The 23,358-nt window shown below is 69.2% G+C and carries 20 protein-coding genes and 3 tRNA genes; 7 read left to right on the top strand and 16 right to left on the bottom strand.

Annotated features, from left to right (window positions below):
• Positions 1 to 10: 10 nt before the first annotated feature.
• Positions 11 to 595, top strand: coding sequence for a DUF3515 domain-containing protein (locus tag FHX50_RS02175; protein ID WP_343064024.1), 585 nt, complete (start codon positions 11 to 13; stop codon positions 593 to 595).
• Positions 596 to 625: 30 nt separating this feature from the next.
• On the opposite strand, the gene FHX50_RS02170 is transcribed toward FHX50_RS02175, so the two are convergent.
• The 6 genes from FHX50_RS02170 to leuC form a co-directional block, all read right to left on the bottom strand.
• Positions 626 to 1,741, bottom strand: coding sequence for a D-alanine--D-alanine ligase family protein (locus FHX50_RS02170; protein WP_183374023.1), 1,116 nt, complete (start codon positions 1,739 to 1,741; stop codon positions 626 to 628).
• A 13-nt stretch (positions 1,742 to 1,754) separates the two neighbouring features.
• Positions 1,755 to 2,753, bottom strand: coding sequence for an NAD(P)H-dependent glycerol-3-phosphate dehydrogenase (locus FHX50_RS02165; RefSeq protein ID WP_183374021.1), 999 nt, complete (start codon positions 2,751 to 2,753; stop codon positions 1,755 to 1,757).
• A 1-nt stretch (position 2,754) separates the two neighbouring features.
• Complete coding sequence (locus FHX50_RS02160) at positions 2,755 to 3,453, bottom strand: DUF2867 domain-containing protein (RefSeq protein WP_183374019.1); 699 nt, start codon at positions 3,451 to 3,453, stop codon at positions 2,755 to 2,757.
• 4 nt (positions 3,454 to 3,457) lie between these two features.
• Entirely contained in the window at positions 3,458 to 4,774 is a 1,317-nt protein-coding gene (murA, locus tag FHX50_RS02155) for a UDP-N-acetylglucosamine 1-carboxyvinyltransferase (RefSeq protein ID WP_183374017.1), read from the bottom strand.
• Positions 4,775 to 4,878: 104 nt separating this feature from the next.
• Positions 4,879 to 5,484, bottom strand: coding sequence for a 3-isopropylmalate dehydratase small subunit (leuD, locus tag FHX50_RS02150; RefSeq protein WP_183374015.1), 606 nt, complete (start codon positions 5,482 to 5,484; stop codon positions 4,879 to 4,881).
• A gap of 84 nt (positions 5,485 to 5,568) precedes the next feature.
• Positions 5,569 to 6,972 carry a 3-isopropylmalate dehydratase large subunit gene (leuC, locus tag FHX50_RS02145; RefSeq protein ID WP_183374013.1) on the bottom strand — a complete coding sequence of 468 codons (1,404 nt, stop codon included), beginning with the start codon at positions 6,970 to 6,972 and terminating at the stop codon, positions 5,569 to 5,571.
• 132 nt (positions 6,973 to 7,104) lie between these two features.
• Between leuC and FHX50_RS02140 the strand changes: the two genes are divergently transcribed.
• On the top strand, positions 7,105 to 7,839 hold the full coding sequence (locus FHX50_RS02140; protein WP_183374011.1) for an IclR family transcriptional regulator: 735 nt from the start codon (positions 7,105 to 7,107) through the stop codon (positions 7,837 to 7,839).
• A 13-nt stretch (positions 7,840 to 7,852) separates the two neighbouring features.
• On the opposite strand, the gene FHX50_RS02135 is transcribed toward FHX50_RS02140, so the two are convergent.
• The 6 genes from FHX50_RS02135 to FHX50_RS02110 form a co-directional block, all read right to left on the bottom strand.
• Entirely contained in the window at positions 7,853 to 8,665 is an 813-nt protein-coding gene (locus tag FHX50_RS02135; protein WP_183374009.1) for a universal stress protein, read from the bottom strand.
• 94 nt (positions 8,666 to 8,759) lie between these two features.
• Positions 8,760 to 8,832: transfer RNA gene (locus FHX50_RS02130), tRNA-Glu, on the bottom strand.
• 50 nt (positions 8,833 to 8,882) lie between these two features.
• Positions 8,883 to 8,955: transfer RNA gene (locus tag FHX50_RS02125), tRNA-Glu, on the bottom strand.
• 40 nt (positions 8,956 to 8,995) lie between these two features.
• Positions 8,996 to 9,067: transfer RNA gene (locus tag FHX50_RS02120), tRNA-Gln, on the bottom strand.
• 136 nt (positions 9,068 to 9,203) lie between these two features.
• A complete protein-coding gene (gltX, locus tag FHX50_RS02115) occupies positions 9,204 to 10,727 on the bottom strand; it encodes a glutamate--tRNA ligase (protein ID WP_183374007.1) in 1,524 nt (507 codons plus the stop codon).
• Between the two features lie 38 nt (positions 10,728 to 10,765).
• Complete coding sequence (locus tag FHX50_RS02110; RefSeq protein ID WP_183374005.1) at positions 10,766 to 11,551, bottom strand: fumarylacetoacetate hydrolase family protein; 786 nt, start codon at positions 11,549 to 11,551, stop codon at positions 10,766 to 10,768.
• A 62-nt stretch (positions 11,552 to 11,613) separates the two neighbouring features.
• Between FHX50_RS02110 and FHX50_RS02105 the strand changes: the two genes are divergently transcribed.
• Genes FHX50_RS02105 through FHX50_RS02085 form a run of 5 tightly spaced genes read left to right on the top strand, consistent with a single transcriptional unit; the run spans position 11,614 to position 17,851 of the window.
• Positions 11,614 to 12,591 (top strand): 3-methyladenine DNA glycosylase, encoded by a 978-nt coding sequence (locus tag FHX50_RS02105; RefSeq protein WP_183374003.1) that lies wholly within the window; start codon positions 11,614 to 11,616, stop codon positions 12,589 to 12,591.
• A gap of 40 nt (positions 12,592 to 12,631) precedes the next feature.
• Entirely contained in the window at positions 12,632 to 13,471 is an 840-nt protein-coding gene (locus tag FHX50_RS02100) for an HAD hydrolase family protein (protein ID WP_183374001.1), read from the top strand.
• Positions 13,472 to 13,521: 50 nt separating this feature from the next.
• Positions 13,522 to 16,083, top strand: coding sequence for a DEAD/DEAH box helicase (locus FHX50_RS02095; protein WP_183373999.1), 2,562 nt, complete (start codon positions 13,522 to 13,524; stop codon positions 16,081 to 16,083).
• 38 nt (positions 16,084 to 16,121) lie between these two features.
• The gene (locus FHX50_RS11990) at positions 16,122 to 16,658 is read left to right on the top strand and encodes an arsenic metallochaperone ArsD family protein (RefSeq protein ID WP_183373997.1); all 537 of its coding nucleotides are present in this window, start codon (positions 16,122 to 16,124) and stop codon (positions 16,656 to 16,658) included.
• Positions 16,655 to 17,851 carry an aminotransferase class I/II-fold pyridoxal phosphate-dependent enzyme gene (locus tag FHX50_RS02085; protein ID WP_183373995.1) on the top strand — a complete coding sequence of 399 codons (1,197 nt, stop codon included), beginning with the start codon at positions 16,655 to 16,657 and terminating at the stop codon, positions 17,849 to 17,851. The genes FHX50_RS11990 and FHX50_RS02085 overlap by 4 nt, the downstream gene beginning before the upstream one ends.
• A 46-nt stretch (positions 17,852 to 17,897) precedes the next feature.
• Here FHX50_RS02085 and cimA read toward each other — a convergent pair whose 3' ends face one another.
• The 4 genes from cimA to serA form a co-directional block, all read right to left on the bottom strand.
• A complete protein-coding gene (gene cimA, locus FHX50_RS02080) occupies positions 17,898 to 19,499 on the bottom strand; it encodes a citramalate synthase (RefSeq protein WP_183373993.1) in 1,602 nt (533 codons plus the stop codon).
• Between the two features lie 7 nt (positions 19,500 to 19,506).
• Positions 19,507 to 20,586 carry a branched-chain amino acid aminotransferase gene (locus tag FHX50_RS02075; protein WP_183373991.1) on the bottom strand — a complete coding sequence of 360 codons (1,080 nt, stop codon included), beginning with the start codon at positions 20,584 to 20,586 and terminating at the stop codon, positions 19,507 to 19,509.
• Positions 20,587 to 20,647: 61 nt separating this feature from the next.
• The gene (locus FHX50_RS02070; RefSeq protein WP_183373989.1) at positions 20,648 to 21,685 is read right to left on the bottom strand and encodes a 3-isopropylmalate dehydrogenase; all 1,038 of its coding nucleotides are present in this window, start codon (positions 21,683 to 21,685) and stop codon (positions 20,648 to 20,650) included.
• Between the two features lie 31 nt (positions 21,686 to 21,716).
• Complete coding sequence (serA, locus tag FHX50_RS02065; protein ID WP_183373987.1) at positions 21,717 to 23,321, bottom strand: phosphoglycerate dehydrogenase; 1,605 nt, start codon at positions 23,319 to 23,321, stop codon at positions 21,717 to 21,719.
• Positions 23,322 to 23,358 lie beyond the last annotated feature (37 nt).

Here is a 23,358-nt window from a genome sequence, read left to right as displayed (position 1 = left end):
CGCTGAACAGGTGACGTCCTCACCGAACCCCCACGATCCGCAGCAGCCGTCGGACCCCTCACCGGAGGTGGTCCAGCCCAGCCGTGCGCTCCCCCGCCGTGCACACCGCGGCCTCATCGCCAGCGCCGCCCTCATCGGCGGCGGCATGCTGCTGAGCCTGCTGAGCGGCTGCGCCGTCACAGTACCGCCGGGCCCGGACGCCGCGAACCCCGCCTGCGCGGATGTCATCACCAAGCTGCCCGACGAAGTGATCGGGCAGAAGCGGCAGGAGACCACCAGCCAGTCCACCGCCGCGTGGGGCACGGGTGAGAAGGCGGTGGTGCTGCGCTGCGGCGTCACTCCCCCGCCGCCCACAACGGAGCTGTGCACCACCACACAGGCGCCGAACGGCACCGCAGTGGACTGGATCGTGCATCAGGACGATGAGACCGGGATCCTCACGTACACCACGTACGGCCGTGAACCGGCGATCGATATGACAGTGCCGCGTGCCGCCGCACCGGATCAGCCGAGCGCCGCTCCCCTGGCGGTGGTGGGTCTGGTGAACCAGATCCCCGCGACCCGCTTCTGCGTGGGGCAGGGCGAGACGAACTGACGGCGCTGCCGCCCCTCGCCCGAGACAGCGTCAGTGGACGCCGAGCGGCTTGGCGAGCGCCGAGTCGATCAGTTCGGTGATCAGCTCACGGTAGGTGATGCCCATGTTCTCCCACAGCACGGGGAACATGGAGAACGGCGTGAACCCGGGCATCGTGTTGATCTCGTTGACGATCACGCCGGAATCGGTGACGAAGACGTCGACCCGGGCGAGGGTCTCCAGGTCCAGGGCCACGAACGCGCGCTCGGCGATGTCACGGACCTGCGCGGCGCGCTCCTCGCTGATCGACGCGGGGACGTCGATCCGGACAGTGCCCTTGCCGAAGTACTTCGATTCGAAGTCGTAGAACTCGAGGTCGTCGCCGATGGCGACCTCACCGGGCTGCGTGGAGCGCACCGGGTGGCGGCGGGAGGTGCGCAGCACACCGCACTCCACTTCGCGGCCGTTGACACCGGACTCCACCAGCACCTTCGGGTCCACCTCGAAGGCGGAGCGCAGCGCTTCCTCGAGGCCGTCGAGGTCCTCGATGCGGGAGACGCCGAGGCTGGAGCCGGCCCGGGACGGCTTCACGAACAGCGGTGCCTGCAGCTCGGCGACCCGTGCGCGGATCTCGGCGCGGCCCTCATCGGTGCACCAGTCCTCCTGGCGGACCACGCAGCCGTCGGCCACGGCGATGCCGGCATCGGCGAGGACCCGCTTGGTGAAGTCCTTGTCCATGCACACCGCGCTGGCGAGCACTCCGCTGCCCACGTAGGGGAGGTCGAGCAGGTCGAACAGCCCCTGGATGGTTCCGTCCTCACCGTAGGGGCCGTGCAGCAGCGGCAGGAACACGTCCACGTCCGCAAGGTGCTCCACACGGCCGCCCCGGATGACGCGCAGCTGCGACGGTTTCCCGGCGGTCTTCGCGACGGTCGGCAGGAGGACCTCCTCGCCGTCCTCCGGCACTTCGGGGGCGCGGCCGTCGCGGATCACCCAGTGGTCGGGGTCGTCCGTGACGGACACGAGGCGGCCGCTGGGGGTGATGCCGATGGGGATCGGGGTGAAGCGGTCGCGGTCGATGGCGCGGAGGATGCCGCCCGCGGTGACGCAGCTGATGCCGTGCTCACCGGAGCGGCCGCCGAAGAGGAGGGCCACGGAAATGCTCATGGGTGTGATGATCTCATTCCGGTCGCACGGAGCGTGACAGGAGTTCCCGTGTCACGCTGGAAATGTCACGCCCGTGATCGATCACATCGACCAGCATCGACGTGATCGGCAGGTCCAGGTCGCGTTCGTGGGCGATCTGCCGGACTGCGCGCGCGGTGGCGACGCCCTCGGCGGTCTGTCCCACCTCGCGGATCGCGTCCTCCACGCTGAGGCCCCGGCCGAGGGCGGCGCCGAGGCGGAAATTGCGGGACAGCGGTGAGGCGCAGGTGGCGACGAGGTCGCCCATGCCGGCGAGCCCCGCGAACGTGTCGGCCCGGGCGCCGACGGCCGTGCCCAGGCGGGTCATCTCGGCGAGCCCGCGGGTGATGAGGGAGGCGCGGGTGTTGTCGCCGTACCCGAGTCCGGCGGCGGCGCCGACAGCGGTGGCGATGACGTTCTTCATGGCGCCGGCGACCTCCACGCCGATGACGTCGGAGGAGACGTAGGTGCGCATGTAGGGGGCGCGGCACCAGCGGGCGACCCGGTCCGCGGTGGCGGCACTGGTGGAGGCGACGACGGCGGCGCACGGCTGCTGCTGGGCGATCTCGACCGCGAGGTTCGGTCCGGACAGAACCGCGATCCGGCTGGGCTCGATGCGGCCGACGGATGCCAGCAGTTCGCTGATCCGCAGATCCGTGTCCCGTTCAATGCCCTTGACGAGCGACACCACGGGGACGTCCGGCAGGGCTGGCCACTGCTCGAGGGCGCCGCGCAGCTTCTGCGCGGGCACGGCGATGACGACGCCATCGGCCCCGTCGAGCACAGCGCCGGCGTCACTGGAGGCGTTGACCGTGTCCGGCAGGGTGAGCTCCGGGATGTAGCCGCGGTTGGTGCGGCGCTCGGTGATCTCTGCGGCGATGTCGGCGCGGCGCGCCCAGATGCGGACCCGGCAGCCCGCGGCGGCCAGGACCGAGGAGAACGTGGTTCCCCAGCTGCCGGCGCCGAGGACCGCGATCAGCGGTGCGCCGGCCATGTCAGCGGCCGCTGTCGGGGCGGCGCTGATCCTGCTGGCCGCCGCGGCTGTGCTGGCCGGGGCGGGGCTGGTCGATCAGCTTCGGCAGACGGGTCACCCCGAGCAGGCCGCGCTGGCCGCTGGCGCGCACCTCGCGGGTGCGCATGGTGACCGGGGCGCGGCGCGCCAGCGTGTGGACGGCGGCGGCGTGCATGACGCGACGGGGCGCCCAGGTGAGGCGTCCGCGCAGGTTCCGGTACTTCACCGCGGTGGTGATGCGCAGCAGGTGACCGCCGGGCTCCACCGCCACACCGATGCGGACGGCGAGCGACGGGGTGTCGTCCACGATGAGGGCCTCATCACCGACCACTTCGATGACGTCGCGCGTGCGATCCGGCGGCGGCACGAGGTCGAACAGGCGGATCGCCTCATTGCGCAGGGCCTTCGCCCCGCGGGAGGCGAGGGTGGCGTTCTCGCGGGAGAAGATCGCCTCCGCCCACACCCGCGGGTCGGTTTCGCGGACACCGCGGGTGGGGATGATGACCACGTCGCAGTAGTCCGGCAGCGGGATGTCGCGCAGGGCGAGTGAGTTGTAGCCGCGGGCCTCGCGTACGAAGTGCTCGGTGCGGTCCGTGTCGTCGGCGCGGTCGCCGTGGTGGGCGGTGCCGTCCTGCTGGTCGTCGGGCTCGATGATGATCTCGTCCGGCTCCGGGGTGCTCATCGGCTCATCCCTCCCAGAAGTCGGCGCCCAGAGCGGTCAGCTTGTCCCGGAAGGACTCGTAGCCGCGGTCGATGAGGTCGATGCCGTAGATGTTCGAGATCCCGTCGGCCGCCAGAGCAGCGATGAGGTACGAGAACCCGCCGCGCAGGTCCGGAACGGTGATGTTGCGGCCCTCGAGCTGGCGGGGGCCGGAGACCACGGCGGAGTGGTTGAAGTTGCGCTGGCCGAAGCGGCAGGAGGAGCCGCCGAGGCATTCGCGGTACACCTGGATCTGGGCGCCCATGTCGTTGAGGGCGCTGGTGAAGCCGAGGCGGTTCTCGTACACGGTCTCGTGGACGATGGAGATGCCCTCGGCCTGGGTCAGCAGCACCACCAGGGGCTGCTGCCAGTCGGTCATGAAGCCGGGGTGCACGTCGGTCTCCACAGCGACGGGGCGCAGCGGCTCGTCGGTGGCGAAGAAGCGGATGCCGTCGTCCTTGATCTCCATGCCGGCGCCGACCTTGCGCAGGATGTTGAGGAAGGTGGACATCGCCTTCTGCTCGGCGCCGCGCACGAACACGTCACCGCCGGTGACGAGCGCCGCGCAGGCCCAGGAGCCGGCTTCGATGCGGTCAGCGAGGGCGGTGTGGGTGTAGCCGCCCAGCCGCTCCACGCCCTCGATGATGATGGTGCGGTCCGTGCTCAGGGAGATGATCGCACCCATCTTCTGCAGCACGGAGATGAGGTCCTCGATCTCCGGCTCGACAGCGGCGTTCTCCAGCTCCGTGAGGCCCTTGGCCCGCACGGCGGTCAGAAGCACCTGTTCGGTGGCGCCGACGCTCGGGTACTCCAGGCGGATCTTCGTGCCGGTGAGACCGTTGGGCGCGGTGATGTAGATGCCGTGCTCGCGCTTGTCGACGTGCGCACCGAACTGGCGCAGCACGTCGAGGTGGTAATTGATCGGGCGGTCGCCGATGCGGCAGCCGCCGAGGTCGGGGATGATCGCCTCGCCCAGGCGGTGCAGGAGCGGGCCGCAGAACAGGATCGGGATCCGGGAGGAGCCGGCGTGGGCGTCGATGTCGGCCACGTGGGCCCGCTCCACGTTCGACGGGTCCATGCGGATCACGCCGCCCTCAACGTCCCAGTCGATGCCGACGCCGTGGACCTTCAGCAGCTCCTTGACGATCGCGACATCGCGGATGTCCGGAACCGAGCGCAGTTCGCTGGGCTCTTCGCCGAGGAGGGCAGCGACCATGGCCTTGGAGACGAGGTTCTTGGCGCCGCGGACGGTGACCTCGCCCGTGAGGGGCTTGCCGCCGCGAACTGTGAACGTGGTGCTCATAGTGTCCTTACATCGAATGGTCTGGGGCGGTTCGCGGACGAACCGGTGACCGGCCCACCATACCGGAGCAGCCCGGATGCCGCCCGGGCGAGGTGACGCGAGGATCAGCCGGCGGTGCGGGCCGGAAGGGTTCTCGGCATCCAGCTCGGGCGCTTCTCCTCGAACGCTGCGATATCGGCCTCATAGCGCATCGTCAGGCCGATGTCGTCCAGGCCCTCCATGAGACGCCAGCGGGTGTAGTCGTCGATCTCGAAGCCGAAGGTGAGGTCGCCGCATTCGACGCGGCGCTCCACCAGGTCCACGGTGATCTCCGTACCCGGTTCGTTCTCCAGCTTCTTCTGGATCTGCTCGATGTCCTCCGGTGCCAGCTGCGCGGCCACGAGGCCCTGTTTGCCGGCGTTGCCGCGGAAGATGTCCGCGAAGCGGGAGGAGAGGACCGCGGCGAAGCCGTAGTCGCGCAGCGCCCACACGGCGTGCTCACGAGAGGAGCCGGTGCCGAAGTCGGGGCCGGCGACGAGCACGCTGCCCCTCGTGTACGGCTCCTGGTTGAGGACGAACTCGGGGTCGCTGCGCCACACGCTGAACAGGCCGTCGTCGAACCCGGTCTTGGTGACGCGCTTGAGGAACACGGCGGGGATGATCTGATCGGTGTCGACGTTCGAGCGGCGCAGCGGCACGCCGATGCCGGTGTGGGTGGTGAACTTCTCCATGAGGTGGTCTCCTTTGGGGCGCGGCCGCCGTCGGTGGGGCCTGCGGGTGCAGATGGGGCCGACGGGTGCTGGCGGTGGATCGGGTCAGATGAGGTCGGCGGGCGAGCTGAGGGTGCCGCGGACCGCGGTCGCGGCGGCGACGACCGGCGACACCAGGTGGGTGCGGCCGCCCTTGCCCTGGCGTCCTTCGAAGTTGCGGTTCGAGGTGGAGGCGGAGCGCTCCCCCGGCTTCAGCTGGTCCGGGTTCATGCCCAGGCACATGGAACATCCGGCCTGGCGCCATTCGGCGCCGAACGCATCGAACACGTCGCCGAGGCCCTCCTGCTCAGCCTGGATGCGCACCCGTGCCGAGCCGGGCACCACCATGACGCGCACCTCGGGGTGCTTCTTCTGCCCCTTGATGACCTCGGCGAACGCCCGCAGGTCCTCGATGCGGCCGTTGGTGCACGAGCCCATGAACACGGTGTCCACGCGGATGTCCTTGAGCTTCTGACCCGGCACGAGGTCCATGTACCGCAGCGCCGATTCCGCGGCTTCGCGGTCGATGTCATTGGTGAAGTCCTCGGGCGCGGGAACGGTCGCGGACAGCGGCAGCCCCTGTCCCGGGTTCGTGCCCCAGGTGACGAACGGCTCCAGCTCATCGGCGTCGATGACGACCTCGGCATCGAACTCGGCGCCCTCATCGGTGGGCAGAGTGCGCCAGTACGCGACGGCGTCGTCCCAGTCCTTGCCCTGCGGCGCGTGCGGGCGCCCTTTGACGTACTCGAACGTGGTCTCATCCGGGGCGATCATGCCGGCACGGGCACCGGCCTCGATCGACATGTTGCAGATCGTCATGCGGCCCTCCATCGAGAGGGCGCGGATCGCCTCGCCCCGGTACTCCAGCACGTACCCGGCGCCGCCGCCGGTGCCGATCTTCGCGATCACGGCGAGGATGATGTCCTTCGCGGTGACGCCGGGCTTCAGCGACCCGTTGACGGTGATCGCCATCGTCTTGAACGGCTTCAGCGGCAGCGTCTGGGTGGCCATCACGTGCTCCACCTCGGAGGTGCCGATGCCGAAGGCGAGGGCGCCGAACGCGCCGTGGGTGGAGGTGTGGGAGTCGCCGCACACCACGGTGATGCCGGGCATGGTGAGGCCGAGCTGCGGGCCCACCACGTGGACGATGCCCTGATCGGCGTCTCCGAGGGGATGGATGCGCACGCCGAACTCCTCGGCGTTGCGGCGCAGGGTGTTGATCTGGGTGCGGCTGGTGATGTCCGCGATGGGTTTGTCGATGTCGATCGTCGGGGTGTTGTGGTCCTCGGTGGCGATCGTCTGGTCGACCCGACGCAGGGTGCGACCCTCCTGGCGGAGTCCGTCGAACGCCTGCGGGCTGGTGACCTCGTGGATCAGCTGCAGGTCGATGTAGAGGAGGTCGGGTTCGCCGTCGGTTCCGCGGCGGACCACATGGTCCTGCCAGACCTTCTCTGCGAGAGTGCGCGCCATGGTGCGGGCTCCTTGCTGCGTCGGCTCGGGCCTCGGATGAAGGCCCACCTGTTTCGGAATTCGGACCAACTATTTCGAGGTTCGGGACGAGTCGCACTTGCGTCTCAACGGCTAAGACGGCAGTCTTAGGTCATGAACAACGCGAAAGAAGATCAGGGAAGCGGCGTCGGCGTTCTCGACAAAGCCGCCGCCGTGCTCGGGGCGCTCGAGGCCGGCCCCGCCACGCTCGCGCAGCTCGTCACCTCGACCGACCTCGCCCGACCGACGGCGCACCGCCTCGCCGTGGCGCTCGAACACCATCGCCTCGTGGCCCGCGACATGCAGGGCCGCTTCATCCTCGGCCCGCGCCTGACGGAGCTCTCCGCAGCCGCCGGCGAGGACCGCCTGCTCGCCGCTGCAGGCCCCGTTCTCGCGTCGCTTCGCGACCACACGGGCGAATCCGCACAGCTCTACCGCCGCCAGGGCGAGCACCGCATCTGCGTGGCCGCTGCAGAGCGCCCCATCGGACTGCGCGACTCCGTCCCCCTCGGGGCCACGCTCACGATGAAGGCGGGCAGCGCCGCCCAGATCCTCCTCGCGTGGGAGGAGCCCGATCGCCTGCACCGCGGCCTGCACGGCGCGCGGTTCACGGCGACCATGCTCTCGGCAGTGCGCCGGCGCGGCTGGGCGCAGTCCGTCGGCGAGCGCGAAGCGGGCGTCAGCTCGGTCTCCGCGCCCGTGCGCGGCCCGAACGGCCGGGTCGTGGCGGCCCTGTCGATCTCCGGACCGCTGGACCGGATGACTCGCCAGCCGGGGCGGCTGCACGCTCAGGCTGTGATTGCGAGCGCGAACCACCTCACCGAGGTGCTGCGCCGCGCCGCCGGCTGAGACCGGGCAGGTCTCAGACCCGCTCGAGCCAGACCGGCGTGTGGGCGTACTGCAGCAGCGACACCGTGGTCGGTGCTGCGGAACGCCGCTCCTCGCCCTGCGTGCGCGCAGCGGCGACGATCATCCGAGTGCCCTCGGCGCGCTGGATCAGGGCCTTCGCACTGTGGTCCTCGGTGTAGGGAGTCATATCGACCTCCACATCCTCATGATGGCGGGCGACGATCCGCTTCGCCTCCTCCAGCACCCTCGGCCATTCGGCGTGCGGGATCGCGATCGACGGGTACACCCGCAGCGAGGTTCGGTGCAGCTCCGCCAGGCGGGCAGCTCGGGTGACGATCTGCTCGAAGGACTCCTGGCCGTCGTAGAACGCGGCGATGGGGCCGTCGTCGATGCTGCCGCGGACCACCACGACGTTCGCGCTCGCGCGGGCGATCAGCGCGAGCGAGGTGGAGCCGACGATGAGGGCAAGGAAGCGCCCGAGGCCGCGCGAGCCCACCACGATGGTGTCGTTCGGCCTCTGCACCGACAGCAGCACGTCGAGGGCCCGGCCGTCCACGACCTCACCGGTGACCATCGCGTCGGGCGCTTCATCGCGCGCAACGGCGATCGCCTCCTCGACGAGCCGATCCGCGGACGCCTTCAGGCCGGAGCCGCTCACACCGGGGACCGGGTCGACGTCCACGCCCATGAGGGGCCAGACGAAGGCGTGCACGAGGTGCAGGGGACGGCCGGTGAGAACCGCGTGCTGGGCGGCCCAGCGGATCGCCTTGTCCGCTTCCTCCGTGTCACCGATGCCGACGATGATGCGCCCGATTCCGCCTGTCATGTCCGTCTCCTTCGTCCGAGCTGCTGATGTGCCTCCAGTCTACGGGCATGACGAAAGAGCCGGGACCATGATGGTCCCGGCTCTTCCTACCGTGTACCCCGTACCGGATTTGAACCGGTGTTACCGCCGTGAGAGGGCGACGTCCTAGGCCGCTAGACGAACGGGGCCTTGGAACAGCGCTCACCCATCGAGACTGATGGATGATTGCGATTCCCTGTACCCCGTACCGGATTTGAACCGGTGTTACCGCCGTGAGAGGGCGGCGTCCTAGGCCGCTAGACGAACGGGGCCTCGGCATCTCTGCCGTGTTCCGCACCGAAGTGCAGATCGCTGGGGTACCAGGATTCGAACCTAGAACAACTGAACCAGAATCAGCCGTGTTGCCAATTACACCATACCCCAAGGATGGTCAGTTCTGATCTCCTTACGGAGGTCTTCCCTGCAACGGAATACAACATTACATGCCCCCTGGGGACCATGCCAATCCGAGGCGGAGAAGTGTGGCGCGGCCAACGTCCGCCGGCCGCGCCACCAGGAATCAGGCCTGGTCAGGCTGCTCCGCCAGCACCGTCAGGAAGCTGCGCAGGCGCGCCAGTGTGGACTCCCTGCCCAGCAGATCCATGGACTCGAACAGCGGCGGGGAGACCCGTCGGCCCGAGACGGCGGAGCGCAGCGGACCGAAGGCGAGGCGCGGCTTGATGCCCATCTCGTCGATGATCGAGGCGCGCAGCGTCTCCTCCAGCTTCTCCGGGGTGAAGTCGGAGTCGCCGAGGTGCTCGATGTCGTCGATGGCGCGCTGCACCACGGCAGCGGGGTCATCGCCGAGCTTCTTCAGCGCGTCCGGCTGGATCTCCAGGTCCTCGTCGGCCGTGAAGAGGAACGCGAGCAGCTCGGGCGCCTCGGAGAGGAGGTTCATGCGCGGCTGCGCCAGCGGGGTGGCGCGCTTGAGCAGGTCCAGCTCCTCCTCGGTGATCGGCACGGAGGTGACCTCCGCCTTCTCGAGGTACGGGATCATACGGGCGGTGAATTCGTCCTCATCCAGCATCCGCATGTGGTCGGCGTTGATGGCCTTCGCCTTCTTGATGTCCACGCGGGCCGGGTTGGGGTTGACGTCGTGGACGTCGAACTTCTCGACGAACTGCTCGCGGGTGAAGATGTCCTCGTCCGCGGAGTAGCCCCAGCCGAGCAGCGCCAGGTAGTTGACCATGCCCTCGGGGATGAAGCCGTCCTCGCGGTAGAGGAAGAGGTCGGCCTGCGGGTCGCGCTTGGAGAGCTTCTTGTTCCCCTCCCCCATGACGTACGGCAGGTGGCCGAACTCGGGGATGCGCTTGGCGACGCCGACGGCCATCAGCGCGCGGTACAGCGCGATCTGCCGCGGCGTGGAGGACAGCAGGTCCTCTCCGCGCAGCACATGGGTGATGTCCATCAGGGCATCGTCCACCGGGTTGACCAGCGGGTACAGCGGCTGGCCGTTCGCACGCACCACCACGTAGTCCGGGGTGGAGCCCGCCTTGAAGGTGATCTCGCCGCGCACCACATCGGTGAACGTGATGTCCTCATCCGGCATGCGCAGGCGCCACACCGGTTCGCGGCCCTCGTCGCGGAACGCCTGCTTCTGCTCCTCGGTGAGGTCGCGGTCGAAGCCGTCGTAGCCGGACTCCTTCGGACGGCCGGCGTCCACGTGGCGCTGCTGGATCTCCTCCGCGGTGGAGAACGACTCGTAGATGAAGCCGCCCTCCTTCAGCTTCTCGATCACGTCCTGGTAGATCTCACCGCGCTGCGACTGACGGTACGGGCCGTGCGGACCGCCCACCTCGACGCCTTCGTCCCAGTCGATGCCGAGCCAGCGCATGGCGTCCAGCAGCTGCAGATAGGACTCTTCGCTGTCGCGCGCCTGGTCGGTGTCCTCGATGCGGAACACCAGCTTTCCGCCCATGTGGCGGGCGTAGCCCCAGTTGAACAGGGCGGTGCGGACCAGGCCCACGTGCGGGGTGCCGGTGGGCGACGGACAGAACCGGACGCGGATCTCGTCGGCGCTCTGCGGTGCGGTCTCGGTTGTCACGGGTGTGTCTCCTCGGAGAGTTGTGGGTGGGAAGGGTGTCAGAGGGTCGCGGCGCTGCTGATGGGTGTGGTGAGCTCACCGATGCCCTGGATCCGGACGGTGACGCGGTCCCCGTCGGCCACCTGGGCCACCCCGGCGGGGGTGCCGGTGAGGATGACGTCACCGGGCAGCAGGGTGGTGACGCGGGAGACCTCGGCGATGATGTCCGCGACCGGGTGGATCATGTCCGCGGTGGTGCCGTCCTGCTGCGCCTCGCCGTTGACCTCGGAGCCGATCGCGAGGGCCGACGGGTCCAGGTCCGTCTCGATCCACGGGCCGAGCGCACAGGAGGTGTCGAACGCCTTAGCGCGGAACCACTGGTCCTCCTCGCGCTGGGAGTCCCGGGCGGTGAAGTCGTTGCCGCAGGTATAGCCGAAGACTACGCCCGCCGCGGCGGACGCATCGACGTTCTTCGCCATCTGCTTGATGACCACGGCGAGCTCCGCCTCGAGGGACACCTCACTGGAATAGGTGGGGATGAACATCGGCTCCATCGGACCGATCACGGCGGTGTTCGGCTTCATGAACAGCAGCGGCTGCTCGGGCGCCTCCCCGCCCATCTCCTTCGCGTGCTGCGCATAGTTCTTGCCCACGCACACCACCTTCGAGCGCGGGATCACCGGGGACAGCAGTCGCACGTCCTCCAGCGGTCGAATCACGCCGTTGGGCGTGATCTCGGTGAACAGGGGGTCTCCGGCGAGGCCGTAGACCATGTCGACGCCGTCCTTCTCCTGGACGATGCCGAACATCGGGTCAGAGCCGTCGGTGAATCGTGCAATGCGCATGCCTCCAGTCTAGGCCCCGTGCTCCGGCGGCCCCGTCGGCCCCCGTCCGTACACTGGGGCGCATGGATCTCACCGCTGTTCTCACCGCCCAGGAGGCGGCCGCTGAGCGCTCTCGGCACGAAGGGCGCGCCGATGCGCTGACGGCCGCTCACCGCGAGCGCCGGGCCCGACATGAGAAGCACCCGGTGGAGGACTTCCTGCACACCTACTACCCCTTCTCCCCCGCGTTCCTCCGGCGGTGGCACCCGGGGTGGAGAGTCGGCTACGAGGCCGACGCGGACCGGGATCTGGCCGGGGTCGGGGACGTGGTGGAGGACGGAACCCGTCGGCACTACATCGACTCCCGCTCCCCCGCCGGCGGGGTTGCCGTGCGCCGCGCCGACGTCGCCGGCTTCCTCGCGAAGCGGGCCGACGCAGTGCGCTTCATGCATCGGCTCCTGACCCGCTCGCAGCTCGGGGTGCGGCCGGCGAACCTCTCCTGCTTCGGGCTGCACGAATGGGCGATGGTGTACCGGCTGCAGCCGGGTCAGCAGCGGCACGAGGATCTGCCGCTGCGCCTCGGCCAGGCTGAGACGGACCGGGTGGTGGAGGCGAACCAGCTGGTGTGCTCCCACATCGACGCGTTCCGGTTCTTCACGCCGCAAGCCGTCCCGCGCAATTCGATGGAGCCCACGCGGGCGACCCAGGTGCAGCGCGACAACCCGGCGTGTCTGCACGTGGGGATGGACCTGTACAAGTGGGCGGCGAAGCTGGTGCCGCTGGTGCCGAGCAGCCTCGTGCTGGACTGCTTCGAGCATGCCCGCAGCACCCGTTTGCTCGATATGGAGGCCTCCCCGTATGACGTGCGGCCGCTCGGCTACGGGGTGGTCGCGATCGAGACCCCGGAGGGGAAGGCGGAGTACGTGCGCCGCCAGAAGGAGCTGGCTCAGGGGGCGCAGCAGCTGCGCCGACGGATCCTGGAGCACCTGGATCCGCTGATCGCGGCGGGCTCCGAGGAGGATGCGCACCGCCTGGGCTCCGGCGCGCACCGCTCCCGATAGGCTGGCGGTGTCCAGCCCAGCCCCCATCCAAGGAGTGCGCGTGACCGACCGCCGCGCCGTCTTCATCGATTTCGACGGAACCCTCGCCGACCACGGCGTCATCCCGCCCGCGCACATCGACGCGATCGCCCGCGCCCGTGCCCATGGCCACCTGATCTTCCTGTGCACCGGCCGCCCCCTCGGCATGGTGCTGCCCGAGGTGGAGGAGCTGTTCGACGGCGTCGTCCTGTCCGCCGGCGCCTATGTCCGTATGAACGGCGAAGTGCTGCTGGATGAGGCGTTCCCGCCTCCGATGGCGGAGCGGGCGGTGGATGTGCTCCAGTCCGAGGGGATCGGCTATGTCGCTGAGTCCTCCTCCGGTCTGCACGTACCGGCGGATCAGATGGAGGCCTACACCTCCTACATCCGCTCCGTGCAGAAGGACCTGCCGAAAGCGCAGCCCGGTTCGATCGGCAACGGCCCCATCGACATCATCCGCGACATCACCCCCATGCCGACGGACCGCACTCCGCGGATCACGAAGATCGCGGTGTTCGGCTGCCGCCGACCCATCGCCGAGATCGCCGCGGACATGTCCGAGGAGCTGAACGCACTGCCGAACTCACTGGACTCCAATGATCTCGCCTCCGGTGAGATCCATCTGGCGCGGATCGACAAGGCCGATGGCGTGCGGTTCGTGGCGGACCATCTGGGGATGGAGATGTCGACGACCGTCGGCATCGGCGACGGCGCGAACGACGAGAAGATGCTGAGGACCGCCGGCACCGGGGTGGGCATCGAAGGATCGCCGCAGTACGTCATCGATGCGTCCGACTGGCTGGTGCCCGGCCCGTCCGGTCACGGGGTGCAGCTGGCGTTCGAGAAGCTCGGAATGATCTGATCGCCGCCGCCTGAGGGGCTTGAGCGCAGCCCGCCTGCGACAATGGGGGCATGACCTCTCTCCTGGCCTCCTTCCTGCCCGAGTCCTCCGGTGGGGACCAGATCGTCGACGCCTTCGTCGAGGCCCAGGCCTCCGTGGGGCGCACCCTCTACCCGCACCAGGAGGAGGCGCTGCTGGCGATCGCCGCCGGAGAGCACGTCATCGCGGCCACGCCCACGGGGTCGGGGAAGACCACCATCGCGTACTCCGCGCTGTTCGCAGCCATGGCCCGCGGGGAGCGCGCCTACTACACGGCGCCCATCAAGGCGCTGGTGAGCGAGAAGTTCTTCGAGATCGTCTCCATGTTCGGTGCCGAGATGGTCGGCATGATGACCGGTGACGCCGCGGTGAACCATGATGCGCCGATCATCGTGTGCACGGCGGAGATCCTCGCCAACCATGCGCTGCGCGACGGCGCCGACTCCGACATCGGAGTGGTGGTGATGGACGAGTTCCACTTCTACGGTGACTCCGAGCGCGGCTGGGCGTGGCAGGTGCCGCTGCTGGAGCTGACCGATGCGCAGTTCGTGCTGATGAGCGCCACGCTCGGTGACGTCGCCTTCTTCGAAGAGGACCTGAACAAGCGCACGCACCGATCCGTCACCACCATCTGGGATGCGCCGCGGCCGGTGCCGCTGGACTTCCGGTGGGCCACCACTGACCTCGAGGACACCATCAGGGAGATCCTCGAGAGCCGCGACGCCCCCGTCTACATCGTCCACTTCACGCAGGCGAACGCGCTGCAGCAGGCGCAGAACCTGCTGGGCTGGAACATCCTCACCAAGGACGAGAAGGCGCAGATCCGGGAGCTGATCGGGGACTTCCGCTTCTCGCGCGGCTTCGGGAAGATCCTCTCCAAGCTGGTGCGCGAAGGCATCGGGGTGCACCACGCCGGAATGCTGCCGAAGTACCGGCGTCTGGTGGAGCGCCTCGCCCAGTCCGGGCTGCTGAAAGTCATCGCCGGCACCGACACCCTCGGGGTGGGCATCAACGTGCCGATCCGCACCGTGCTGCTGACGGGGCTGGCGAAGTTCGACGGCCGCACCACCCGCCTGCTGAACTCCCGGGAGTTCCACCAGATCGCGGGCCGCGCCGGTCGCGCCGGGTACGACACGGTGGGGCACGTTGTGGTGCAGGCGCCCGAGTGGACGGTCGAGTTCGAGAAGCAGAAGGCCCGCGCCGCGGCCCGTGCCGAATCGGGGAAGGCACCGAACAATGCGAAGAAGAAGCGCAGAGAGCCGAAGGCGAAGGTCCCCGAGGGCGCCGTCAACTGGACCGAGGCGAACCTGACGAAACTGGTGGAGAACCCTCCGGCGCCGCTGCGCGCCCACATGCGCATCACCTCCTCGATGCTGCTGGCGCTCATCGCACGGCCCGGAAGCGCCGCCGCCCACGCACGGCAGCTGATCGAGACGAGCCACCAGACACCGGCGCAGAAGCTCGCCCTGAAGCGCCGCGCCATCGAGCTGTTCCGCGGCCTCACCGAATCGGAGATCGTGGAGGTCACCGGCACCGCCGACAACCAGGGCCGCCGCATCCACCTGGTGGAGGACCTGCAGCTGGACTTCCAGATGAACCAGCCGCTGGCGCCGTTCGCGATCGCGTTCCTCGACTCCCTTGATGAGGACTCCCCGGACCTCACGATGGACACCGTCTCCACGATCGAGGCGATCCTGGAGGACCCGCGGCAGATCCTGCTCGCCCAGCAGGGCACCGCGAAGCGCCGTCTGCTGGCGGAGCTGAAGGCCGACGGGGTCGAGTACCAGGAGCGGATGCAGCTGCTGGACGAGGTGACGTGGCCGAAGCCCTTGGCGGAGGAGCTGGAGGCGGCGCTGGAGATCTACGCGAAGCAGCGCCCCTGGGTGCCGGTGGATGACCTCTCCCCGAAGTCGATCGTGCGGGAGCTGTTCGAGACCGGTTCCACATTCAGCGAGTTCGTCTCCCGGTATCAGCTGATCCGCTCCGAGGGCATTGTGCTGCGGTACCTCTCGGACGCCTATCAGACCCTGAGGCGCACTCTGCCGCAGGAGCTGCGCACCGACGAGGTCGAGGACATCATCGAATGGCTCGGCGTGCTCGTGCGCGGTGTGGACTCCTCCCTGCTGGACGAATGGGAGGCGCTCGCCCATCCGGAGGACGGCGACGGCCACGACGGCGCCGACGAGATCCGGCCCGACTCCCCGCGCGCCCTCACGGCCCAGACGAAGGTGGTGGAGACAATGATCCGTCAGGCGATGTGGCGCCGCGTGGAGGACTTCGCCTTCGAGCGCGAAGAGGACCTCGGCCAGCTCGGTGACGACGACTGGGACGCTGACCGCTGGGGCGAGGCCATGGACGAGTTCTATGACCTGTACGACCATGTCGTGATCGAGCCGCAGGCCCGCGATCCGCGCCTGCTGCGGATCACGAAGGAGTCGAAGCAGTGGCTGATCACCCAGACCGTCATGGACCCCGATGAGAACAACGACTTCGTTCTGCAGGCCGTGCTCGATGTCGACGCCTCCGATGAGGCCGGGGAGCTCGCCCTGTCGATGGAGTACGCCGGGGACATCGCGAAGGCGCCCTGGCGCTGAGCACGCCGTGATCAGAGCCGGCGACTAGGCTGGAGCGCATGAACGACGTCGAAATCTTCATTCCCGGGCGCGAGAGCGCCGAGGCCGACGGTTCCCTCCAGGAGCGCAGCGAGTTCCTCACCACCGTGGAGGAGCTGCGCGCGGAGGGCCTGCCGATCCTGGTCTACTCCACCGACGACCAGCCGGAGGCGTTCACCGCCTGCGAGCACGTCAAGGACATGATCGACGTCTCCGGTGAGGACATCCTGCCGATCACCCTGCTCGGCAGCGAGATCCTCGGCGTGTACGCCTACCCCACCGCTGAGAAGATGCGCCGCTTCGCCACCACCGAGAAGGACACGCCGCGCGGCCCCTCCAACGCCTGCGCACCCGGCCGGGGAAGCGCCGGCCAGGGCGGTGCCGACGGCACGGGCGAGGGCACGGCACCCGTCGGCCGGCAGAAGCCCGCCGGCCTCGCCGCCATGCTGCGCGGACCCGAGCCGAACGCGCCGGACATCGGCGCCCGCCGCAACCTCATGGGCGGCGACACCGGCGACGGCCTGCCCACCCCGGGCGGCGAGGAGAGCGGCCGGTGACCTTCGACTTCCCCGTCGCAGACCGCTACCGCGGCCTCGCCACCTCCCCCGTCAAAGAGATCTTCGCCCTCGCGGCCCGGCCGGACGTCGTCTCCTTCGCCGGCGGCATCCCCGACCCTGCCCTGTTCGACCTCGACGCGGTGCGGCGCTGCTACGACTGGGTGCTCACCCATCAGGGACAGCGCGCCCTGCAGTACGGCGTCACCGAAGGCGAAGCCGAGATGCGCGAACAGGCCGCGGCACGGATGTCCCGCTTCCTGCCCACCTCCGCGGACCAGGTGCAGATCACGTCAGGGTCCCAGGAGGGCCTGTTCATCGCCGCGCAGGCGCTGCTCAACGAGGGCGATGTGATCCTCGTGGAGTCCCCCACCTATCTCGCCGCTGTGCAGGCGTTCGCTGCGCACGGAGCGCGGATCATCGGGGTGCCGTGCGATGACCATGGGGTCCTGCCGGACGCTCTCGAGGCCGCGATCGGCGAGCACTCCCCCGCCGCGCTGTACCTCATCCCGAGCTTCCAGAACCCGACGGGGCGCACCATGCCGATGTCCCGCCGCGAACAGGTCGGTGAGATCGTGCTGCGCCACCGCCTCGCCCTCATCGAGGACGACCCGTACGGGGACCTGCGCTTCTCCGGTGAGGCGCTTGCGCCGATCGCGTCGCTGCCGGGGCTGTCGAAGCAGACGCTGCTGATGAACTCGATGTCGAAGCTGATGAGCCCGGGCGTCCGCATCGGCTGGACCCGCGCCGAAGGCCCCATCGGGCAGACCCTCGCCGTGGCGAAGTCAGCGATCTCGATGCAGTCCTCCGTGGTGGACCAGCTGACCGTGGCCCGCTACCTGGAGACCGAAGACCTCGAGGGACACGTCGCGCAGGTGATCGACGTGTACCGGCACCGTCGCGACGCCATGGCGGACGCCCTCTCGGGCCGTCTCCCGGACAGCGCCCACATCACCTACCCGGAGGGCGGCATGTTCCTCTGGGCATCGCTCGGCTCCGGCATCAACGCCCAGGACATGCTGGCCGACGCCTGCGACGCCGGCGTGGCGTACCTGCCGGGCTGGTCGTTCTTCGCGCAGGACCCCGACTTCTCGACGCTCCGGCTCAGCTTCGTCACCCACTCCCCCGACGTCATCGCGGAATCGATGGACCGACTCGTGGGCGTCATCGACCGCACCCTCGAGCAGCCGATCTGACCCGGCCGGCGCGGGAGCCCCGCATGACCGGATCGAGCCGAGCCGGTCAGATCGAGCCGAGCTCCAGGCGGTACAGGCCGTAGTTGTAGGCATCGAACAGCGCCTCCCAGGAGGCTTCGATCATGTTCGGCCCCACGCCCACGGTCGTGAACGTCTCCCCCGGGATCGCGGTGGTGACCAGCACACGCGTGATCGCCGACGCGCCCACCTCGGAGTCGAGGATGCGGACCTTGAAGTCCTGCAGCTCGAACGTCAGGACCTGCGGGTAGCTGCGCGACAGCGCCGTGCGCAGCGCCGAGTCCAGCGCATGCACCGGACCGTTGCCCTCAGCGATCGTCACCTCGCGCCCGAAGCGGCCATCGCCCTTCAGCTTCACCGTCGCCTCGGACTCCACGGAGCCGTCGCGGAACTGGTGGCTCGTGGCCCGCCACGACTCCACCTGCGCGTACGACGGAGCGCCGCGCATCTCATCCATCAGCAGCATCGCAAACGACGCATCGGCCGCCTCATAGCTGTACCCGGCCGCCTCCCGCTGCTTCACAGTGCGGGCCAGGCGCGCCAGCAGATCCTTGCTGCCGGCGAGGTCGAAGCCGAGCTCCCGGCCCTTCAGCTCGATCGAGGCGCGTCCCGCCATATCGGAGATGATCATCCGCATGTCATTGCCGATGTGGCGCGGATCGATGTGCTGATACAGATCCGGGTCCACCCGGATCGCCGAGGCGTGCAGACCGGCCTTATGGGCGAACGCGCTCGACCCGGTGTACGGTGCGCGCGGCTGAGTCGGCATATTCGCAATCTCACCGATCGCGTGGGCGATGCGGGTCGCGTCCTCCAGCGCGGCCGCCGGCACGATGTCGCGCCCCATCTTCAGCTGCAGGTTCGCCACCACGGGGATGAGATCGGCGTTGCCGGTGCGCTCACCGTAGCCGTTGACGCAGCCCTGCACGTGCATCGCACCGCCGCGCACCAGCTCAAGGGAGTTGGCGATCGCGCAACCGGTGTCGTTGTGCATGTGAGCGCCCAGCTGCGGGTCCCGGATCCCGTCGGCCTCCAGACGCTCCCGCAGCTCCGCGTGGATCTCGGTGACCCGGTGGGGCAGCATCCCGCCGTTGGTGTCGCACAGCACCACCACGGCGGCGCCCGCCCGCAGCGCCGCCGCCACCACGCGGGTGGCGTAGTCGGGGTCGCAGTCGAAGCCGTCGAAGAAGTGCTCCGCATCCACGAAGACCTCGCGGCCCGCCTCCCGCAGATGGCCGACGGTGTCCGTCACCATCGCCAGGTTCTCCTCCGGCGTGGTGCGCAGAGCGTCGGTGACGTGGCGGATATCCGACTTCGCGACGATCGTGATCGTCCCGGCGCCGGAGTCCAGCAGCGCCTGCACCTGCTCGTCATCCTCCACAGCGGTGTCCGCGCGGCGGGTCGCGCCGAACGCCGCCAGCCGGGCGTGACGCAGCCGCAGCTCCCTCTCGGCGCGCTGGAAGAACTCGGTGTCGCGCGGAATCGCGCCCGGCCAGCCGCCTTCGATGTAGGTGACGCCGAGCTCGTCGAGCAGACGGGCGACCCGCAGCTTGTCCTGCACCGACAGGCTGAGGCCCTCCTGCTGGGAGCCGTCGCGCAGGGTCGTGTCGTAGATGTGGAAGGCAGTCATGGGTGCATCATACGAGTCGGTGCATCCATCCTCGGTCGTCAGCAATGCGGCCGTACTGCAGGTCCGTCAGGATGCGACGCAGCGCCATCGTGGTCTCGCCCGATCCGCCGTCGCCGATGGTCCACTCCCCCTGTTCGGAGGCGAGCTTCCCGATCGGGTTGATGACCGCGGCGGTGCCGGCGGCGAACATCTCCAGCACCTCACCGGAGGCGATGTCCTCAGCGAGCCGATGGATGTCGATGCGCTCCTCCACGGGGGTGAGGCCGTGGTCGGGAGCCAGCTCCAGGATCGAATCGCGGGTCACGCCGGGCAGGATCGAACCGGTGAGCTGCGGGGTGACGAGGCGGCCGTCGCTGTGGAGCACGAACACGTTCATACCGGACAGCTCGTCGATGAAGGTGTGGGTCTCGGAGTCGAGGAACATCACCTCGTCAGCGCCCTGGCCCACAGCGGAGTTCTTCCCCTCCAGCGAGGAGGCGTAGTTGCCGCCGCACTTCGCGAAGCCGGTGCCGCCTCGGCCGGCCCGGGCGTAGTCCGGGGAGATCCACACCGTCAGCGGCTGCACGCCGCGCGGGAAGTAGTCACCGGCGGGTGAGGCGATCGTGTAGAAGTCCACAGTGTGGGAGGCGCGCACCCCCAGGAAGTTCTCGTTCGCGAACATGAACGGACGCAGGTACAGCGACTTCTCCCCACCGCCGGGCACCCACGGCTCATCGGCCTGCACCACGGCTTCAAGGCTGGCGATGAAGTCCTCGGTGGACAGCGGCGGCAGGGCCAGGCGCTCAGCGGAGCGCTGGAAGCGCAGGGCGTTCATATCGGGGCGGAACGTCCACACGGAGCCGTCGGCGTGACGGAACGCCTTGAGGCCCTCGAAGATCTCCTGCGCGTAGTGCAGCACGGCACTGGCCGGCTCGATGTTCAGCGGCCCGTAGGGCAGCACCTCCCCGCTGCTCCAGCCCTCGCCGACCGTCCAGCGCTGATGCGCCATGTAGTCGGTGAAGTGGTTGCCGAAGCCGGGTGCAGCGAGGATCTCGGCGCGGCGCTCGTCACTGGTGCGGCGCGGCGCTGTGGGCGGTGTGTAGGTCATGGCGGGCTCCCTGGTGCGGGGCGGGCAGCAGAGGCGATTGCTGCCTGCGGAACGGATGGTGTCAGGCGCGGACTGCGGCGGCGATCGCGTCGCCCACGTCGGTGGTGGAGCGCGTGCCGGGCGCGGTGGCGGCGAGGTCGGCGTGCACGGCGGAGCGGATGCGCTCGGCGGCGTCCGTCAGGCCCCGGCTGTCCAGCAGCAGGGCAGCGGAGAGGATCGCCGCGGTCGGGTCCGCGATGCCCTGCCCGGCGATGTCCGGGGCGGAGCCGTGCACCGGTTCGAACATCGAGGGGAAGTCACCGGACGGATTGAGGTTGCCGGAGGCGGACAGTCCGATGCCGCCGGAGATCGCGCCCGCGAGGTCGGTGATGATGTCGCCGAAGAGGTTGTCGGTGACGATGACGTCGAACCGGGACGGGGAGTCCACCAGGTGGATCATCATGGCGTCGATGTGCTTGTAGTCGACCTCGACCTCGGGGTACTCGGCACCGACCTCGTCGGTGATGCGCCGCCACAGGTGCCCGGCGTGCACCAGCACGTTGTGCTTGTGCACCAGCGTGAGGCGCTTGCGGCGCGCCTGCGCCTGCTCGAACGCGTAGCGGACCACGCGCTCCACACCGAGGGCCGTGTTGAGCGACACTTCGGTCGCAACCTCGTCGGCCGTGCCTTCGCGCATCGTGCCGCCGTTGCCGACGTACATCCCTTCGGTGCCCTCGCGGACCACCAGGAAGTCCACCTCGCCCGGATCGGCGAGCGGGGAGGGAACGTTCGGCAGCAGCACGGTGGGTCGCAGGTTCACGTAGTGCTGGAAGGCGAAGCGCAGGCGCAGCAGCAGGCCCCGCTCCAGGACGCCGGAGGGGACGGAGGGGTCGCCGACGGCGCCCAGCAGGATCGCATCGTGCTGGGCGAGGGCCTCCATGTCCTCGTCGGGGAGGGCCTCGCCGGTGGCGTGCCAGCGGCGAGCACCGAGGTCGTACTCCTCGGTGGTGAGCTGGACGTCGGTGCCCTCGAGCGCGGCCTGCAGGACCTTGAGCGCTTCGGGGATCACCTCCTGGCCGATGCCGTCGCCGGGGATGACTGCGAGGTTGAGCGAGGACATGGAGCCTCTTTCTGTTCCGAGGATGAGTGGGTCAGTAGGAGACGTTGACCGCAGCTGCGCGGGTGGCGTCGATGGAGCTCTGGATGGTGGCGGCGAGCTCGCCGGTGGCGGGCCGATCCAGGTTGAGGGCGACCAGGGCCTCACTGCCGGAGTCGGCTTCGCGGGACACCTGCATGCCGGCGATGTTGCTGCCGGCGCCGCCCAGCACCGCACCGATCTGGCCGACGATGCCCGGGCGGTCCCGGTAGGTGATGACGAGCATGTGATCGCTCAGCGGCACATCCAGCTGGTGGCCGTTGATGCCGACCAGCTTGTGCTCCTGCGTCTTGGAGGCGAGGGTGCCGACCACCGAGACGATGCGGCCGCTGGAGAGGGTGCCTCGCAGCTCGATCTCGTTGCGGAAGCGCTCCGAGTGGGTGTCGGTGACGAGCTCCACGTCGATGTCGCGCTGCTCGGCGAGGACCGGGGCGTTCACGTAGGACACGGTCTGGTCCACGATCGGGCGGAACACGCCGCGCAGGGCGGACAGCTTCACCGCGGAGACGTCCTTCTCGGCGATCTCGCCGCGCACGATGACCTTGAGCTTCGAGGGCGAGTAGTCGGCGAGGGCGGTGAACACCTGGCCCATGCGGTCGGCGAGGGCGATGCCGGGGCGCACGGACTTCGCGATCTCGCCGCCCGAGACGTTCACGGCATCCGGCACCAGCTCACCGGCCAGGGCGAGCCGCACCGACTTCGCGACCGCCACGCCGGCGCGCTCCTGCGCCTCATCGGTGGAGGCGCCGAGGTGGGGCGTAAGGGTGACGTTCGGCAGGGTGAGCAGGCGGCTGGCGCTCTCGGAGGCCGACGGGGGCTCAGCAGAGAACACATCCAGACCTGCTGAGCGGATCTGACCGGTGGTGAGGGCGTCGTAGAGCGCGTCCTCGTCGATGAGGCCGCCGCGGGCGGCGTTGACGACATGGAGGCTGGGCTTGGCAACGGCGAACTGGTCGGCGCCGATCATGCCGGTCGTCTCGGGTGTCTTCGGCATGTGGATGGTGAGGATGTCGGCGCGGCGCATCAGCTCCTCGAGGGTCACGGAGGTGACGGAGAATTCGGCGGCGCGGGCCTTGGAGACGTAGGGGTCGTAGCAGAGCAGCTCGACGCCGAAGGGCTGCAGGCGCTCGGCGACGAGCTGGCCGATGCGGCCGAAGCCGACGATGCCGACGGTCTTCTCGAACAGTTCGAGACCGGTGAGCTGCTTGCGCTCCCAGCGACCGTCCTTCGTGGAGGCGCTGGCTTCGGCGATGTGCCGCAGTCCCGCGAGCATGTGGGCGATGGCCAGTTCGGCGGCGGAGACGATGTTGGAGGTGGGGGCGTTGATCACCATGACGCCGGCCGAGGTGGCGGCGTCCACGTCCACGTTGTCCAGGCCCACGCCGGCACGCGCGACGGCCTTGAGCTTGGGGGCGTGCTGGAACACTTCCGTGTCCACGGTGGTGGCGGAGCGGACCAGCAGGGCGTCGACGTCGGAGACGGCGTCAAGGAGGGCCACGCGGTCGGTGCCGTCCACGGTGCGGACGTCGACGCCGTCGCCGAGGGCGGCGCGGGTGGCGGGTGAGAGCTCTTCGGCGATCAGAACGACGGGATTCGTCACGGTGGGTGCCTCCGATGGGGTGGAAGGGGTGATCCGT

The sequence above is a fragment of the Helcobacillus massiliensis genome (assembly GCF_014191425.1).
Taxonomy (GTDB): Bacteria; Actinomycetota; Actinomycetes; order Actinomycetales; family Dermabacteraceae; genus Helcobacillus; species Helcobacillus massiliensis.
Note: the sequence above shows the minus strand (reverse complement) of the source record. Positions and strands in the feature narration are given on the sequence as shown.